Here is a 16,362-nt window from a genome sequence, read left to right on the forward strand (position 1 = left end):
ATTTCCTTTTTTGCAGTGTGGAAGAGGCTGCTGATCATGGCAGCAAATTGTTTTCACTATAACCCCTTCATTGGGATTGGTGTTAGAATTTACAACTATATAGATAGAGACCTTTGCACAGTTATTGTGCTTGCCAATATTTTCTCTGCGCCAAGCAATAAGGATACTAGTTTAGCTATTATGCCGACACATGCCGTAATGACGCGCGATCGTCATCTGATAAGTCAAAAACAAAGCCAGTTGAGCAAGCGTCAAAAGGAAGGTTTACCTTTTGATCGTATGCAAACGGAATTAAATACTCTCATTGAGCAGTCAGAGACCCTTTACCAAGCTCGTTTGTCTCGCTTGCCAAAGATTACTTATGACGAGAGTTTGCCTGTTGCCGCTCGCGCTGATGAAATCATCAAAGCCATACAAGAAAACCAAGTGGTGATTATTGCAGGGGAAACCGGTTCCGGTAAAACCACGCAATTACCAAAAATGTGTTTGCAAGCTGGCCGCGGAATAGCGGGGCAGATTGGTCATACGCAGCCACGCCGTATTGCTGCACGCAGCGTTGCTGAGCGTATCAGTGACGAGATGCAGGTAAACTTGGGTGAACAAGTTGGTTTTCAGGTGCGTTTCAGTGATGAAAGCAACGAAGAAACCCTCATTAAACTGATGACCGACGGTATTTTGTTGGCTGAAATTCAGCAAGATAAACGTCTTTATAAATACGACACCATCATCATAGATGAAGCCCATGAACGTAGCTTAAACATCGACTTTTTATTGGGTTATTTAAAGCAAGTGTTGGCGGTGCGTCCAGACCTTAAGGTCATAGTGACATCGGCAACGATCGACGTAGAGCGTTTTTCTAAGCACTTCAACAATGCGCCAATCATTGAAGTGTCGGGGCGTACTTATCCCGTCGAGGTGCGTTATCAGCCTTTATTGAGCAAGTCTGATTCAGAAGAGTTAGACGAAGACCAAAGTATGGAACAGGGCATTTTAGATGCAGTAGAGCTTTTGATCGCGGAAGAACGTCAATCTGGCTACCGTGGAGCAGGTGATATTCTGGTGTTCTTGCCTGGGGAGCGTGAAATTCGTGAGACCGCCGAGATTCTTCGCCGTGCGGAATTACGCGGAACAGAGGTTTTGCCTTTGTATGCGAGGCTCAGTGCTAGTGAGCAACAACGTATTTTCAAGTCTCATTCTGGTCGTCGCATTGTTTTATCGACAAACGTGGCGGAAACCTCGTTAACTGTACCTGGGATTCGTTATGTAATTGATCCGGGCTTGGCGCGTATTAGCCGATACAGCGTGCGATCCAAGGTGCAGCAATTACCGATAGAAAAAATCAGTCAAGCCAGCGCCAATCAGCGAGCAGGGCGATGTGGTCGTGTGGCGGACGGCATTTGTATCCGTTTGTATGACGAAGACGATTTTAACAATCGTGCTGAATTTACGGATCCAGAAATATTCCGCACCAACTTGGCGTCGGTTATTTTGCAGATGGCGAACTTAAAACTGGGTGCGGTTGAAAAATTCCCTTTTGTTGAAATGCCAGAAAGACGCATGATCAACGATGGTTATCGTGCCCTAACGGAGCTTGGCGCATTAAATAAAGAGCGTTTAACGCCGATTGGTCGTCAGCTTGCTAAGCTACCAATTGACCCGAAATTAGGTCGTATCCTGATTGCTGCTGAGCAACATAGCGTGCTCAAAGAAGTAGCGATTATTGTCAGCGCATTATCGGTTCCAGACCCTCGTGAACGTCCGCAGGACAAGAAAACACAATCCGACCAAGCGCATGCCGTCGATAAGGACGAAGATTCTGACTTTGCTGTGTTCCTAAATTTGTGGGAACGTTTCGAGGAACAACGCCAAGCCTTGTCACAGAATCAGTTACGCCAGTATTGCCGTAAGCAGTTTTTAAACTTTATGCGTATGCGTGAATGGCGTGATATTCATCGCCAAGTGATGATTGCTTGCAAACAGCTGGGTTTTAAAGAAGTTCAGCATGAAGAGCGTCATTATGAGGCGATTCATCGTTCATTGTTGGCAGGCATGTTTACTCAGGTCGCTAATAAAATGGAAGACAGCAAGGAAATGCTTGGCTGTCGTTCTCGCAAATTATCGATTTTCCCCGGTTCCATGTTATTTAAAAAGCCACCTCAATGGATTATGGCTGCGGAGCTGGTTGAGACCAGTAAATTGTATGCGCGAGTGACGGCCAGAATTGATCCCGCTTGGATTGAGGAATACGCAGCACCATTCGTAAAACGTCAATATTTCGATCCACATTTCGAGCGTAACCAAGGCCGTATTATGGCCCATGAGCAGGTGTCGCTTTACGGTTTGGTGATCGTCGCGAAGCGTCGTATTGATTATGGCCATGTACATCCTGAAGAAGCCCGCGAAATTTTTATTCGCTCCGGGCTGGTGGAAGGCGAACTTCGCACCAAGCTGGCGTTTTACCGTAAGAACAAAGCCTTGATTGAGTCGTTAGAAACCCAAGAGGCCAAGCTGCGTAAGCGTGATATTTTGGTGGATGATGAAACGGTATTTGCTTTTTATAATGCCCGTTTGCCGGAACACGTGCGTAATCTGAAAAGCTTAGAGCACTTTGTTAAAAATGACCCTGATGCTTTACTGATGACCCGTGATGACTTGATTAATCAAGACGTAAGTGTCGACGATCATGCGTTCCCAGATTCCTTTGGCCTAAATGGCGTGGCGTTACCAATTGATTATAAATTCGACCCAGGTCAGGAAACGGACGGCGCGACGTTAAAAGTGCCGGTAGGTTTGTTGCGTCAGTTGAGCCTAGAAGACCTAGGCTGGGCCGTGCCAGGCTTTATCAAAGAACGCTGTGAAGCCTTGTTACGAGCATTGCCAAAAGCATTACGTCGTCGTTTCGTGCCGATTCCGCAATTTGTTGAGCGTGTGTACCCTAATTTGTCGAAAGACAAAGGCGATTTATTAGAGCAACTTAGCTTGCAGATTAAACGCGAAACCTTGATTGATATCCCACTTAATGAATGGAATGCCGATAAACTGGATTCGCATTTGACTCTGAATTTGGAAGTGGTGGATGAGCGTGGCAAGGTGCTTGGAGTAGGGAAGAACCTTGCCCAGCTCCAGACCCAGTTTAGCGATCTAGTGGAAGAAAGCTTTGCTAAGTTTGGTACTAAACAACACGAGCAAGAAGGTTTAACCGCATGGCCTGATCAGGATATTCCGGAGCGCCAAGAGATCAAACAAGCGGGCATCAAGGTAACCGCGTTTCCTGCATTGGTTGCTCAAGGGGAAAGTGTTGCGCTCAAAATGTTTGACGATAAAAACACGGCGGTCGAAACACATCGCAAAGGCGTGATTACCTTGCTCAAACTGACCTTAAGTAAAGACATGCGTTACTTACAGAAAAATTTACCGCATTTACGAGAATCCATGCTGATCTTTTCGCCATTGGGTCAAAAAGAAACACTGCTCGACGATTTGCTTAATGCGATATTAGATAAAGTCTTTTTAGATGGGCGACCTTTGCCAAGAACACGTCAGGAATTTGAGTCTTGTATAGTGGAGCATAAACCACGTTTAATCAGTGTCGCAAATGACATGGCAACACAGCTTTATCGTGTGTTGTCGTCTTATCAAGGCGTGGCTAAAAAAATGAAGGGCAATATTCCTCTCCCTTGGACTCGCGTGTATGGTGACATTAAGACGCAGTTGGCGCAGCTGATTTACCCAGGTTTTATCGGTAACACGCCGCTGTTTTGGTTGGGGCAATTGCCGCGTTACTTCAAAGGGATTGAAGTGCGTTTGGAACGCTTTCAAAATCATTTGAACAAAGAAAACGCCTCGGTGTCTCAGTTAGAAACACTTTGGCTGCAATACACACAACAGAAAAAAGCCCATGAAGAGAAAGCGCTTTATGATCCAGAATTGGTTAAATACCGTTGGATGTTAGAGGAATATCGTATTTCCTTGTTTGCGCAATCTGTTGGTACGTTGGAACCTATCTCCGAAAAGCGCTTAGCAAAGCAATGGAGTGAGGTTAAAAAGCTGGTTTAGTGATTAATTGGCTTTGTTCTGTGACTAGGTTATAGGTTTATAAGGATAAGTAAGAAATGTTTAAAACACTGGGCACTTTACTTTTTGGCGCTATGTTATTACTTGTGCAATCTTGTGCGCAGGTTCCAGTAGAAACCAAAGAAGATCCATGGGAAGGGTTTAACCGTTCTATGTTTATCTTTAATGATGCGGTTGATGGTGCTGTATTAAAACCCGTTGCCCAAGGCTATAAAGCGGTTACTCCGACACCGGTTCAAAAAGGTGTCAGTAACTTTTTCTCTAACTTAGGTGAAATCGGCAACATTGCCAATAACCTTCTGCAAGGAAAGTGGGATGCGACAGCATCGTCTAGCTTTCGTTTTCTAATTAACAGTACTGCAGGCTGGTTTGGTCTGTTTGATGTGGCGAGTGAGTTAGGACTGAAAAGATACGACGAAGATTTTGGTCAAACTCTTGGTTATTGGGGTGTATCGTCTGGGCCGTATCTGGTGCTGCCATTCTTTGGCCCATCCACTGTCCGTGATGGATCGGCATTTGCAATCGAATATACCTATGTCGATGAAAAAGGCCTGTTAGATTTAAACAGTGATGAAGCGTTAGGCGTATTAGCTTTGGACGTCGTGGATACTCGTGCGCGTTATCTGAATGCCGAAGGCATGATTATTGGTGACCGCTATAGCTTTATTCGAGACGTTTATCTGCAAACTCGCGCTTATGACGTTTACGATGGCAACGTGCCGAAGAAAAACACAGAAGCTCAAGAAGCGCCATCTGAAGACGGCAGTTGGGGTGATGACGCAGCAGATGACGGCTCAAGCTGGGGAGATGATGATTCCAGTTGGGGAGATGACTCTGTTGATGATGGCTCAAGCTGGGGAGACGAGGATTCCAGCTGGGACGATGATTCCGTTGATGACGACTCGAGCTGGGATGACACGACGACTTATTAATATCGAAATGGTCTATTTATGACATTTCTATGATTCTGCGCTATTGATATGCTTATTTTTTGATCCTTTGCCGGGTATTAGTGCTATATTTTTAATACCCCTTTGGTGAGAAAGATAATGAATCATTTACTTTTCAGATGCTGTAAGCCCCTCAGTGCTTGGGGCTTTTGTCTCTTTTCTACATTTGTTTCTATTCATGCTTATAGCGCTCCAACCCTCAATATTCTAAATTGGGATGATTATCTCTCAGAAGAAGCAATTGCTGGCTGGGAAAGCCTCGAGGGCGTGAAGGTTCAGGTTATCGCTTACGATAACGAAGATGTTCGAGATTTGCTGTTGACGGATCTCACTCAAAATCACATTGATCTTGCTATTGTTGACTCCCAATCGGCTACAAAATTAGCGAAATTAGGCTATGTGATAAACCTTAAGGAAACGGTAAGCCTCAGTGGTATCGAACCTGAGTGGCTTCAAAAGTGTGGTGATTCTGGCGTACCTTATTTATGGGGAACATTGGGCATTGCTTACCGAGAAGATAAAGTTCACCAGCCCGTTAATGCATGGGCGGATTTATTTTCTGAAAGAGACGATCTAAAAGGTCACATCGGTATGCTCGGTGACTATTACAGCATTATGGTACCCGCTTTAATTCATTTGAACTTATCTCCCAACACAGATAAAGAGGTGGATCTTAAGGCAACGTTTGAGCTACTGAAGAAACAATCTGACAGCGTGCTGACGTATGAATATGCACCATCCTTTTTATCCAATTCAACAAAAAAAGACGATTTATACGCCGCCGTTGTCTACAGTGGTGATCAGTTCTTGATGAATGAAACTGTAGGCAAAGAAGTATGGCGTTATGTATTGCCAGAGGAACAATCAATCGTTTGGCTGGATTGCTGGGTCGTTCCAACTAATTCAGAAAAACAGTCTTTGGCGTTGTCTTTTATTGAATACATTAGTCAAGCAAAGGTGGCTGCGAAAAACTCAGAAGAAATTGGCGTAGCCACAGTAAGTCACGCCGCCCATGGTTTACAAAGTAAGACAATGGCAGAGGATGCACTGATTTATCCTCGAATGGAAAGCCCTGATAAATTCTTGCCTGTAGAAATGTTGTCTGACGCCAATATCCAGCAGCGCATTCGCATACAAGAAGCTGTTAAGGTTATACATGAGTCTAAATAAGCGGCTTATTCTTCTGCTTCTTCCCGTTATTCTGCTGGGGTACGGTGTTTCTACTTATTTGGTATATCAGTACCAGAAAAGTAATGTCATTGAATTGGAGCAAGCAAAGTTGGAACAGCGAATGTACCAACTACAAGGCATTTTTAAAGAGGAAGCGTCTACTGTTGATAGCTTGATGGCCCTTTTTTTGGAAGGAGGGTATCTATCCAACTTCTTACAATCTACCTCTTCCAGTTATAGAGACATCGCATTAAGCCAAAGCTTGACGTTATTAACGACTCAAGCGCAACTAAATAGAAACCCACGTGTGTCATTTGCGTTGTTTAACGGTGATGGCGAAGAGCTATTTTATTTCGAGCGCAGCTCAGACCCTTTTGCGACCATAAGTGATGAGCAGAATCAGATGTCGATGCAGATGATAAAAAATCGAGTCTCGACGGATTGGCGGCTTTTTAACGATACTTCTCCAAGCACCGTCATTAGAGGGCGCTTACTGGATAAATTAGCGTTAGTGCCGTTCAAAGGGCGTGATGTAAAAGACAGTATACAATTGTCTTTTGCGGTTCGGATGGACATGTTCTCAGACTACTTAGAGTCTTTGAAGCAATCTTATCAAGCCACTATTGAGTGGGAAAGCCGGCCAACGTTATTTGTAAATGAGCTTGGTTATTCGATCAGGCTCTCTCCAAGTCAATTCTTGACGCTTAAACCTAATGACAGTGTGTTGGCAAAGCCATTGTCACAGCTGTCTCTACAACTAACGGCGATAGCCTTATTTCTTGCCGTTTTTACGTTTGGATTACTTGTTACTTTGATCTCTCGCTTTATTACCGCTCCAATTGGCGAGCTTGATAAAGAGCTCACTCAAGTAATGAACTATCAGAAAGACAATATTTCGCTTTCTACCAACAAGAGTGAAATTGGTCAGTTAAGCAAAAAGTTTCATAACTTGTTTGAGCAGTTGCAAAGTAACTTGAAGAAAACTCATGAAATGGCGATAACCGATACGTTAACAGCACTGCCCAATCGGTTTCGGTTTTATGAATATTCTCGGCATGTGCTAGCCAAAGCTAATCAAGAGAACGCACTCGTATCCTTGGTGTATATTGATTTAGACAATTTCAAGTTTGTAAACGACAAATTAGGTCATGAAGCAGGAGATGATTTGCTTTGCTTTCTGGCTCAAGACTTACAGCGGTTAATAGAACCTATTTTGAAACAGCGAGGCGGTTGCATGGCGTCGCGCTTATCTGGCGACGAATTTGCGATTGTATTAACCCATGCCACTGTCAAAGAAGTGGATGATCTGGCGAAGTCTGTGGTGGCATTGTTTGAGGGAGGGTATGAGTCGGATCAATATTACTTTCCTGTTTCTGCCAGCATGGGTATTGCCTCTTTTCCAAAGGACGGCAAGACCTTAAAAGAGCTGATTGCTAATGCTGATATGGCTATGTATAACGCCAAGCGGTCTGGGAAAAATTGCTATAGTTATTACTCGGTCAATATTGCGGCAGGGGCACGACGCACAAAAATGATCGAAGACGCCCTAAAGATGATTGATTGTGATGAAGAGTTTTTTCTCGTTTATATGCCCTACACGGATGCAGACGATCACATAAAAGGGTTTGAAGTACTCATTCGCTGGAATTCTCCAGAATTAGGCGTTATTCATCCTGATGAATTTATTCCTATTGCTGAGCAGACAGGCTCTTATGCAAAGATAGATCGTTGGGTATTTGAAACAGCGTTTAAAAGCCTTCCTAAAGTACGCCGCATTTTTGGTGAAGAATGTATCCTGTCGATTAATATATCGGCAGCCGAACTGAGTCACCATTCTGTATTACAGCACTTGGATGAGCTAAAGAGCCAATACCAGATTGACGATAAGAGCATTGAATTAGAATTAACAGAAACCTTCAGTTATGTACAAACCGGCTCTGTGTTTGATGTGCTGAACGGGCTGCAAAATTCTGGTTTTAGTATCGCCATTGACGATTTTGGCGTAGGTTATACGCCACTTTTGCATATGATTGATTACCCAGTAAATAAGGTAAAACTAGACAAGGTGCTAACAGAACGCATAACCGATTCGCAATACGCAAAATTGCTGCCGCCTCTAATACAGCTGTGTCATTTACAAGATATTGTTGTGACAGCTGAGGGCATAGAAGATACCTTTCAGCTTCAGTGTTTAAAAGAGGCGGGGTGTGACTTCTTCCAAGGGTTTTGGCTGTCTAAGCCAATGCCCCTTGAAGAATTAGAAGATTGGTATCATGTTTATCGCAATAAAACGCCTGATTAACAGAGCAGGGCTATTGTAGCGCGAGCTTATTATCCAGCGTGACTCTTAACAATTTCCCCGAGTCTGTACCAATGTATAGTGCGCCCTTTGAGTCCTGAGCGATTGAACGCAGGCGTTCATCCAAACTCTGCAGATAACGCGTTTCAGTCGTTTCGCCATTCTTATCGATTTTGATTTTGTTCAAATGCCTTAACGCTAAAGCGGTTGATAAGAAATCGCCGTTCCAATTGGAAAACAGCATGCCCCTGTAACGAATCAAACTGCTTGGCGCGATCGAAGGAATAAAGACTTTGGCAGGATTATCTATGCCAACTTTTGTTTGACCTTCACCCACATCAATTGGGCCCCAATATTCTTTTCCGTAGGAGACAATCGGCCAACCATAGTTTGCACCAGGGCGAATGAGATTTATCTCGTCACCACCTCTTGGACCATGTTCATTCGACCAGAGTGTATTCGTGTCAGTATCGTAAAACAAACCTTGAGGGTTTCGGTGACCATAGCTCCATATTTCATTGCGAATATTCGCATGGGTGACAAAAGGGTTATCCCTTGGCACTGTGCCGTCTAAGTTGAGACGAATCACACTACCTGCATGATTGGTAAGATCTTGCGAATTATCACGAACACCGCGATCGCCCACTGAAAAGAAAACGTGCCCTTTGTCGTCAAACGCGATGCGGCCACCATAGTGTTTTGTTGTGCTTGTGGCCGATTCACTAACGAACACATCTTGCCAATCGGTTAATGCATTACGGGCTAATTTCGCTCTAGCTAAGGTGGTTTTAGCGCCATCTTTTGTTGGCTTGGCATAGGTGAAGTAAATCCACCCTTGCGTTTTAAATTCGGGTGAAATTGCAACATCCAACAACCCGCCTTGACCACGACTGTCTACATCGGGCAAACCGCTTAACGATTGTGTTTTTCCGCTTAGTAAATCGACTTTGTAAGCCTCACCTTTTTTGATGGTGACGATGGCTTCTTGATCACTAAGCATGGCAATACCCCAAGGCATGCCATCGAATTGAGTGACTTGATCAACGTTTAATGAATCATCAAGGATGGCATCCGAGGCGCTGGCATTTAGAGCCATCAGGCTAGCTAAAAATAGAATCCAAGTTTTCATAAGGCGACCTCTTCTCGCAAATTTCACTATCTCAGTATATACAAAATAGTCGCTAGAAGAGGTGACAAGTGGCTATTTCCTCAACAATTGCGGAATGCTTGCCCAGTTTAAAGAAGTATTGAAATAACCGCTAATTAAGACGTTGAATGCAGTATTTTGCCGTAATGATGCAAACAATATTATGCCCGTATGTGAAAAAAGGATTAGCCAAAGTAGCGTTCGTTGTCGGCCACATTTCGTGTCACAACCGCGTTAGCCGCAATGATGGCGTTATGACCAATTTCAATGCCGGGAAGGATTTTAGCGCCGCCACCAATCCAAACTTTATTACCAATGCTGATAGGGCGAGCATAACATTCCCCAGAGGCGCGTTGTTCAGCGTCTCTGGGGTGATCTACCGTATAAAGGTGCACTCCTGGGCCGATTAACACATCGTCGCCAATATGGATCTGAGCGCTGTCTAAAAAGATGCATTGGAAATTAATAAAAACACGTTCACCCAGATGAATTTGCGAACCATAGTCGCATTGAAAGCCCGGTTCGATCACCACACTGCCAAACTCTGCAAATAACCGTGTCACATGGCGAAGGTTGCCCTTGCTTGGGTGGGCATTGAATTTAGCGCACGCAAGACGTGCGGCTTCTCTGCGTAAGCGAAGGTCTAGGTCGATAGCGTTAAACGCCTCACCTTGGATCATTTTTTCAAATTCCGTTCGTTCGGTCATCTTTCGTTCTTCTTGTGTAAAATAAAAAACGCGACCTAGGCCGCGTTTTTAGCATAACTTATTTGCTTCTGTTTTATAGCATAGAAGCTAGAGTCACTTCTAACTTACGCTGATCGGCTGCGAAGTTACGAATGCCTTCAGACAGTTTCTCTGTTGCCATTGCGTCTTCGTTCATTGCCCAACGGAATGCCGCTTCAGTGATCGCAGCTGGCGCTGGTTTAACGTCAGTTGTTGGCGTCAATTTACGTTCTAGTTTGCCTTCGTCTTTTTTCAATTCTTCAAGCAGGTTAGGGCTGATCGTCAAACGGTCACAACCAGCAAGTTGCTCGATTTCACCGATGTTACGGAAGCTCGCGCCCATCACAACAGTCTTGTAACCGTGTTGCTTGTAGTAGTTGTAGATTTCAGTCACAGAAACCACACCCGGATCGGTTTCCGCAGTGTATTTTTGGCCAGTGGATTTTTTGTACCAATCAAGAATACGACCAACGAATGGAGAAATCAGGTAAACACCTGCTTCAGCACAGGCTTGTGCTTGCGCGAAAGAGAAAAGCAACGTTAGGTTGCAGTTGATGCCTTCTTTTTCTAGCTCTTCTGCCGCTTTGATGCCTTCCCAAGTAGACGCCGCTTTGATCAGAACGCGGTCACGAGACACGCCAGCTTCTTCATAAAGGGCAATCAGTTTACGAGCCTTCGCCAGTGTGGCTTCTTTGTCGAAAGACAAACGCGCGTCGACTTCAGTAGAAATACGGCCTGGTACATATTTTAGAATTTCAGTACCAATGATGACAGCAAGCTTGTCGCCAGCGTCTAGGATTTGCTGGTCTTTGTCATTGCTTTGAGTTTTTGCCCAAGCAACCGCTTGATCAAGGAAAGGGGCATATTCAGGAATCTGCGCAGCCTTAAGCATCAAAGATGGGTTAGTTGTCGCATCTTGTGGTAAAAAATCTTTGATTGCCGTGATATCACCGGTGTCGGCCACAATGGTCGTGAACTCTTTTAATTGAGATAACTTATTGCTCATTGCTCTTATCCTTTGCGTTGATGATTTTTGACCAATTCAATGGCCTCTAATAATACATTTACCTTTGCGTCAGCTTTGTGACCATTTTCAGATAAGTAGCGACGGAACTGTTTGCCGCCGGCTTCACCCTGAAAAATACCCAAAATATGTCGGGTTAGGTGCATCAAGCGTTCGCCTTCTTCCAGCTTGCGTTCAACATAAGGAACGAAAGCTTCTAGTGCCTCGTAGCGATCATGAACCAACGGCTGACCGCCAAATAATACTTCGTCGACTTGGCTTAAAATCCAAGGGTTGTGGTAAGCCTCGCGACCAACCATCACACCATCGACATGTGCCAAATGTTCTTGGCACTCTTCTAGTGTTTTTATGCCACCATTCAGAATGATTTCAAGGTCAGGGAAGTCTTTCTTCAACTGATGTACATAATGGTATTTTAGTGGCGGCACTTCGCGGTTTTCTTTTGGGCTTAAGCCTTCCAAAATGGCATTACGCGCGTGAACAATAAAAGTCGTCACGCCAGTCGTCGCTATATCGCCCACAAAATCGCGAACCACGCTGTAATCTTCTTGGTCGTCTAAACCAATACGGTGTTTGATCGTCACCGGAATGTTGCAGTTATCTTGCATGGCGCGCATGGCATCTTTTACCTTATCAGGGTAAGCCATCAAACACGCACCGATTAAACTATTTTGCACTCTGTCGCTTGGGCAACCTACGTTAAGGTTAACCTCATCAAAGCCCGCTTGCTCCGCTATTTTTGCGCATTTACCCAAGGCAACGGCGTCAGACCCACCAAGTTGCAGCGCAATAGGGTGCTCGCAACTATCATAACGTAAGAATCTTTCAGGATTATTGCCCTGTAGCAACGCGCCCGTTGTCACCATCTCGGTATAAAGCAGCGTATTCTTGCTAAGTGTTCTAGCGAAAACCCGGTAATCGGATGTAGTCCAGTCCATCATTGGAGCGATGGAGAATCGACGATCAAGCTCAGCGCTTGAATTTACTGGGGCAGCCCCATTATCTAGTGACATTCTTCTACTATCGAATAAGTTCAAAAAAGCGTCGCGACACAGGGGAATCATTCCCCGCGACAGATGCACAACATTATGTCATAAAATTACAAGATATCTAAGGGAGAAGGAGGAGAGATTGGTGCTCAATGATGGATTTTTGGCAAGTTCACTATGAGTACGGCTTATTGGCACCGCCATTGGGGGAGTCGTCGGCTCTATCGCTGGCGGCATGGGTGGTGGCTCTTTGGGCGAATGGATCGGCGGCGCTCTCTAGCTGAATGGATTGGCAGTTGGTTTGAAGACGACAAAACCGACCAACCCGCACCAGACGCCATCGCAAAGCAAAGCCAACAGCTACAAAGCAACAACAAAAGCATCACCTTTGCGCCAACCATCCACCTAACACCAACAGGCAATCCAAGTTACGACCAACAACTCAGCGACCAAGTGATAGAAAGACTCAAAGCCGAATTTACACAGGGCATGATGGGCAACATGGACGTGGCTACTAGGGCGGATGGGAGCTTGACTGATAAGCGGGGGAGTTAGGTTCTTACTGCCTTTCAACGGTTTGAAAGGCAGTAGTAAATCAATACATCTAATTTGATCTAAGGCTTAGACGTTAGATGTTTTCTGCTGTGGGGTAAGATCATGAACAATGGTTGGTAAATCACGTAATATTTTTCTTACATTAATATCGTGTTGCTCTATTTCACGGACATCAATTTCACTATCAAGTGAGTAGTCAGCTTTGCAACGCAATGTCTTTGCTTGAAGTAACCATAGTGAAATGGTTTTTATTCGTTTAGCATTTTTTTTGTTACCGGCTGATGCTACAGGAACATTTTTCAAACGCTGAATTAAGCGATCATGAGAGCCAGTATTAATATTTTCAGTCTCGGGTAGTTTATCGCCTAGTAGCTTGCATTCATGATAGGCCGCATAATAGCTCTTATGTATACAGGTTCTTAAGGCTTGGTTTGTATGTGCATAATCTTCAATAGTCGTTTCATTGAATAGGTATTTAGAAAATTCAATCAACTCATCCGTGGCTGTCATAAACTCAAATTCCTTATGGTTAGATAAATCTGGTCACGACTAGATCAGATATTTCATCAAGATGCTCTTGATCCATTAGCTCTTCTAAGAAAAGATCGTTTAATTCAGATACTTTTATTGGATCGTGCTTCTCATCGAATACGACAAGATGGGATATCCATTCTTCATATTCATCAGAAACAGTCTCAGATTGAACTGTTAAGTTACCTACCTGATTTCTGCAGAAGAAGCTGTCTAAAAATAAATTAAACTCAGTAAGTTTTTCAATAGATACGTTTTTATGGCTAAAAAATCTAAGTACCTCTTTTGAGGAAATGGAGTTTTCGTCAAGTGGTGTTAGGTTTAAGCGCATAATAAGAGGCTCCAGCTTTCCAATGTATTCTTCATGCATTCCTAAGTACTGATATGCATCTATTAGATTTCTTAGAGCCTTTAATGACGGAGGACTACAGAATGTCATTTGCTCAAGTATTTTAACTGCATCCATGATGTGGCCAGTCATTCTTAACCCTACTGCATAGTTAAGATCAACGCTCTCATTAACTTCGTAGCTGCAAGAGTCACTGTAAGCTCTATCTAGTCTTGTTTTGTCATTGCAAGCCGTTGCCAACATCATTTCAGCAGCGTACCCAAAAAATGGCGCAGAGCTGATTAATTTTGTAACCTGATTTTCAATGTCGTGAGTCAAACGATGTATCGTAAATTCATCTTGCTTTCCAAAAAAGCCTCTTGCGCGAGTTAGGCTCTCGCACTGATGTTCAATTTCATCAAGCTTTTCTGAATAGGCTAGTTTTGGTTCTGACATTTATACATTTCCAACAAAAAACAGGGTGGTCAAATTTTGGCCGATATTACCAGCTTAGATCATGTTAGTGAACTTAACGGCGTCTAATAGTTAGCGTTTGCGACAACTTAACTCAAAAAGATACATTTCTTTGCATATCTAAGGTTGATAGATGATGGAAGAAGTTCGAACACATCATAGTCATGAACTCTTTGTTCTCAATCGCAAATGTATGTTGAAAAGTAGATTTAGACATAATTGAATGGGCCATCCTAGCTTTATATTTGGTGTGTTTTTGCTTAACTTTGAAGTTATCTTACATAGATAAACGGAGTTGGTCACTACTTTGTCTCAAAAAATATCATTGAAAATCGTCCGAATTTGCACAGAGAATGATGGACAACATGGACGTGGCCACAAGAGCTGATAGGTGTTTGGCGGATAAACGAACTAGTTAATGTCTAAGTCGCTTATGCGGCAATAAGCTGACCTACCGTTTTGGTAGGCCAGGTCGGCACTTTTTAAGCCGCTTGTGCAGCAGTAAATTTTCAAGGAGGAACGAATCGTTCCTCCTTGTTATCGTGCAAAGGCTTGGTGAGATTAAAGGCGTTGTGGGATCAAATGCACTAGACATCTAGCGCCCACAGACAACCCAAGCTATGATCAATGCGTGGCTTAATCAAATAGGGAAATTTTATGGGAATTCAGCAAACAGAAACGCGCCAACATTGGAATTATTTGCTTTCAATTGAAGAGGATCTTTTTACATTATTCCGTTTTGTAGAGCCTACAGAAAGTAATATGTCTACACACTCATTAGAGCTCGCTAGAATTCTGTTTTCAGCATCTTCTGAAGTAGATGTAGTCGCAAAATTACTTTGTAATAAGCTTGCTAGTGACAGGAAAGCTAAAAATATCGATCACTACAGGCAAATCATTACTGACTTAATCCCAAGGTTTTATGAAGTAACAGTCCACTTGCCAAGATATGGCCTCACTTTAACACCTTGGGAAAACTGGGGAGGGGATGAAAACCCTTCTTGGTGGAAAGCCTACAACAAAGTAAAACATGAGCGGAATGAGCATTTTAAAGATGCTAATCTAAAGAACACATTAAATTCAGTAGCAGCTTTATATGTGATGCTTCTCTTCTATTATCAAGAAGAGGCAGAAGTTGGGCGGTTGAGCCCAAATCCTCGACTATTGACCGTTGGTGAGCCATTCATTCTAGACAGCTTGCACTATGAGACTGAACGGATGATTGTGTATAAATTCGACAATTTCAGTTAACAAGTGAATTAGGTCGACCGTTTGAACTAGAACTCCAAGCAGCGGCTTATTTGGTACGCTAGCTAGCTAAGAGAGTTTGGGGGCAGATGAAAAAAGATTGTTTTTTTCATCTGACACCAATTAGCTTCCAAGTGATGTAGGTGGTGCTAAAGAAACTGAAGAAGAACCAGTGAATTTTGAATGAAAGTAATAGTTTTAGTTTGAAGGTAGATGAAAAATAGATGTTTTTTCATCTAATCCTAAATGGCCTATTACTTATGACTTATTATTATATGTTGAATAATTTTACAAGACACCCATGTTAAAAACCCATACAAAACGCTCTTATCTAGAGATAGTACTTATATGGAATTCATCTTTTATCGTTTTGATAAGAGCTAATTAACTACTAAAAGGCTGGTAATTGGATTTTTAGGCGAGTGAATTTACTAATTATGATTAGTAAATAAAGAAAGGCTATGAACGGCTGAATGAAGTTAGGCGAGTAATCGATTATGACTGGATCTTGGTTTTCTATTTAGTTTGTTTGAATTACAGTAATGAGCAATGGATTGTTCCGCACCAACAACAGCACCGGTTCTTGCGCCAAATTCTGTCGCAATACACAGCCAATTTTCTGAGGATATGTTGAGTCGTTGAAGAATCGGTAGCAATGAAGCGTCTATCGCACCTCGTTTATCTTCTCGGATGATTCGCCCAGTCATATCTACCAGCTCAAGGTAATCTGATAACTCAAAAGGTAGACCATCTGGCATATTTTCTCTGGGGTTACCAACAAAAGGATAGAGCAATGTTGGTTGTTTTTGATGTTTAGCTGCAACGAATAATTTTACAAGACACCCATG

General features: G+C 43.2%; 13 protein-coding genes. 6 read left to right on the forward strand and 7 right to left on the reverse strand.

Annotated elements, in window-relative coordinates; translation table 11 throughout:
* Positions 1 to 36 precede the first annotated feature (36 nt).
* From hrpA to C1X04_RS07995, 4 genes are all read left to right on the forward strand, one after another.
* Complete coding sequence (gene hrpA, locus C1X04_RS07980) at positions 37 to 4,056, forward strand: ATP-dependent RNA helicase HrpA (protein WP_254682360.1); 4,020 nt, start codon at positions 37 to 39, stop codon at positions 4,054 to 4,056.
* Positions 4,057 to 4,112: 56 nt separating this feature from the next.
* Positions 4,113 to 5,006, forward strand: coding sequence for a VacJ family lipoprotein (locus tag C1X04_RS07985; RefSeq protein ID WP_110572053.1), 894 nt, complete (start codon positions 4,113 to 4,115; stop codon positions 5,004 to 5,006).
* 117 nt (positions 5,007 to 5,123) lie between these two features.
* A complete protein-coding gene (locus C1X04_RS07990) occupies positions 5,124 to 6,194 on the forward strand; it encodes a PotD/PotF family extracellular solute-binding protein (protein WP_110572055.1) in 1,071 nt (356 codons plus the stop codon).
* On the forward strand, positions 6,181 to 8,496 hold the full coding sequence (locus C1X04_RS07995; protein ID WP_137169604.1) for an EAL domain-containing protein: 2,316 nt from the start codon (positions 6,181 to 6,183) through the stop codon (positions 8,494 to 8,496). The genes C1X04_RS07990 and C1X04_RS07995 overlap by 14 nt, the downstream gene beginning before the upstream one ends.
* A 10-nt stretch (positions 8,497 to 8,506) precedes the next feature.
* On the opposite strand, the gene C1X04_RS08000 is transcribed toward C1X04_RS07995, so the two are convergent.
* The 4 genes from C1X04_RS08000 to dusA all read right to left on the reverse strand — a co-directional run bounded on the left by C1X04_RS08000 (position 8,507) and on the right by dusA (position 12,402).
* Positions 8,507 to 9,622 (reverse strand): PQQ-dependent sugar dehydrogenase, encoded by a 1,116-nt coding sequence (locus C1X04_RS08000; protein ID WP_137169605.1) that lies wholly within the window; start codon positions 9,620 to 9,622, stop codon positions 8,507 to 8,509.
* A 203-nt stretch (positions 9,623 to 9,825) separates the two neighbouring features.
* Entirely contained in the window at positions 9,826 to 10,347 is a 522-nt protein-coding gene (locus C1X04_RS08005; protein ID WP_110572061.1) for a sugar O-acetyltransferase, read from the reverse strand.
* Between the two features lie 73 nt (positions 10,348 to 10,420).
* Positions 10,421 to 11,371, reverse strand: coding sequence for a transaldolase (gene tal, locus C1X04_RS08010; protein ID WP_137169606.1), 951 nt, complete (start codon positions 11,369 to 11,371; stop codon positions 10,421 to 10,423).
* A gap of 5 nt (positions 11,372 to 11,376) precedes the next feature.
* Positions 11,377 to 12,402 (reverse strand): tRNA dihydrouridine(20/20a) synthase DusA, encoded by a 1,026-nt coding sequence (gene dusA, locus C1X04_RS08015; protein WP_110572065.1) that lies wholly within the window; start codon positions 12,400 to 12,402, stop codon positions 11,377 to 11,379.
* A 153-nt stretch (positions 12,403 to 12,555) separates the two neighbouring features.
* On the opposite strand from dusA, the gene C1X04_RS08020 reads away from it, so the two are divergent.
* Complete coding sequence (locus C1X04_RS08020) at positions 12,556 to 12,933, forward strand: hypothetical protein (RefSeq protein WP_137169607.1); 378 nt, start codon at positions 12,556 to 12,558, stop codon at positions 12,931 to 12,933.
* Positions 12,934 to 12,999: 66 nt separating this feature from the next.
* On the opposite strand, the gene C1X04_RS08025 is transcribed toward C1X04_RS08020, so the two are convergent.
* The gene (locus tag C1X04_RS08025) at positions 13,000 to 13,443 is read right to left on the reverse strand and encodes a hypothetical protein (RefSeq protein ID WP_137169608.1); all 444 of its coding nucleotides are present in this window, start codon (positions 13,441 to 13,443) and stop codon (positions 13,000 to 13,002) included.
* Positions 13,444 to 13,462: 19 nt separating this feature from the next.
* Positions 13,463 to 14,248 carry a hypothetical protein gene (locus C1X04_RS08030; RefSeq protein ID WP_137169609.1) on the reverse strand — a complete coding sequence of 262 codons (786 nt, stop codon included), beginning with the start codon at positions 14,246 to 14,248 and terminating at the stop codon, positions 13,463 to 13,465.
* 675 nt (positions 14,249 to 14,923) lie between these two features.
* Between C1X04_RS08030 and C1X04_RS08035 the strand changes: the two genes are divergently transcribed.
* On the forward strand, positions 14,924 to 15,517 hold the full coding sequence (locus C1X04_RS08035; RefSeq protein ID WP_137169610.1) for a hypothetical protein: 594 nt from the start codon (positions 14,924 to 14,926) through the stop codon (positions 15,515 to 15,517).
* Positions 15,518 to 15,993: 476 nt separating this feature from the next.
* Here C1X04_RS08035 and C1X04_RS08040 read toward each other — a convergent pair whose 3' ends face one another.
* Positions 15,994 to 16,272: a hypothetical protein gene (locus C1X04_RS08040; RefSeq protein WP_137169611.1), complete on the reverse strand. Its 279-nt coding sequence runs from the start codon at positions 16,270 to 16,272 to the stop codon at positions 15,994 to 15,996.
* Positions 16,273 to 16,362: the final 90 nt, after the last annotated feature.

The organism is Marinomonas sp. FW-1 (genome assembly GCF_005222245.1).
Classification (GTDB): domain Bacteria; phylum Pseudomonadota; class Gammaproteobacteria; order Pseudomonadales; family Marinomonadaceae; genus Marinomonas; species Marinomonas alcarazii.

Excerpts from the sequence above, each read along its gene's own strand:
- C1X04_RS07990 (WP_110572055.1), top strand. The coding sequence starts at position 5,124 with ATGAATCATTTACTTTTCAGATGCTGTAAGCCCCTCAGTGCTTGGGGC.
- C1X04_RS08040 (WP_137169611.1), bottom strand. The coding sequence starts at position 16,272 with ATGCCAGATGGTCTACCTTTTGAGTTATCAGATTACCTTGAGCTGGTA.
- C1X04_RS07985 (WP_110572053.1), top strand. The coding sequence starts at position 4,113 with ATGTTTAAAACACTGGGCACTTTACTTTTTGGCGCTATGTTATTACTT.
- C1X04_RS08005 (WP_110572061.1), bottom strand. The coding sequence starts at position 10,347 with ATGACCGAACGAACGGAATTTGAAAAAATGATCCAAGGTGAGGCGTTT.
- C1X04_RS07995 (WP_137169604.1), top strand. The coding sequence starts at position 6,181 with ATGAGTCTAAATAAGCGGCTTATTCTTCTGCTTCTTCCCGTTATTCTG.
- C1X04_RS08020 (WP_137169607.1), top strand. The coding sequence starts at position 12,556 with ATGAGTACGGCTTATTGGCACCGCCATTGGGGGAGTCGTCGGCTCTAT.
- C1X04_RS08035 (WP_137169610.1), top strand. The coding sequence starts at position 14,924 with ATGGGAATTCAGCAAACAGAAACGCGCCAACATTGGAATTATTTGCTT.
- C1X04_RS08030 (WP_137169609.1), bottom strand. The coding sequence starts at position 14,248 with ATGTCAGAACCAAAACTAGCCTATTCAGAAAAGCTTGATGAAATTGAA.
- tal (WP_137169606.1), bottom strand. The coding sequence starts at position 11,371 with ATGAGCAATAAGTTATCTCAATTAAAAGAGTTCACGACCATTGTGGCC.
- C1X04_RS08000 (WP_137169605.1), bottom strand. The coding sequence starts at position 9,622 with ATGAAAACTTGGATTCTATTTTTAGCTAGCCTGATGGCTCTAAATGCC.
- hrpA (WP_254682360.1), top strand. The coding sequence starts at position 37 with ATGGCAGCAAATTGTTTTCACTATAACCCCTTCATTGGGATTGGTGTT.
- dusA (WP_110572065.1), bottom strand. The coding sequence starts at position 12,402 with ATGTCACTAGATAATGGGGCTGCCCCAGTAAATTCAAGCGCTGAGCTT.
- C1X04_RS08025 (WP_137169608.1), bottom strand. The coding sequence starts at position 13,443 with ATGACAGCCACGGATGAGTTGATTGAATTTTCTAAATACCTATTCAAT.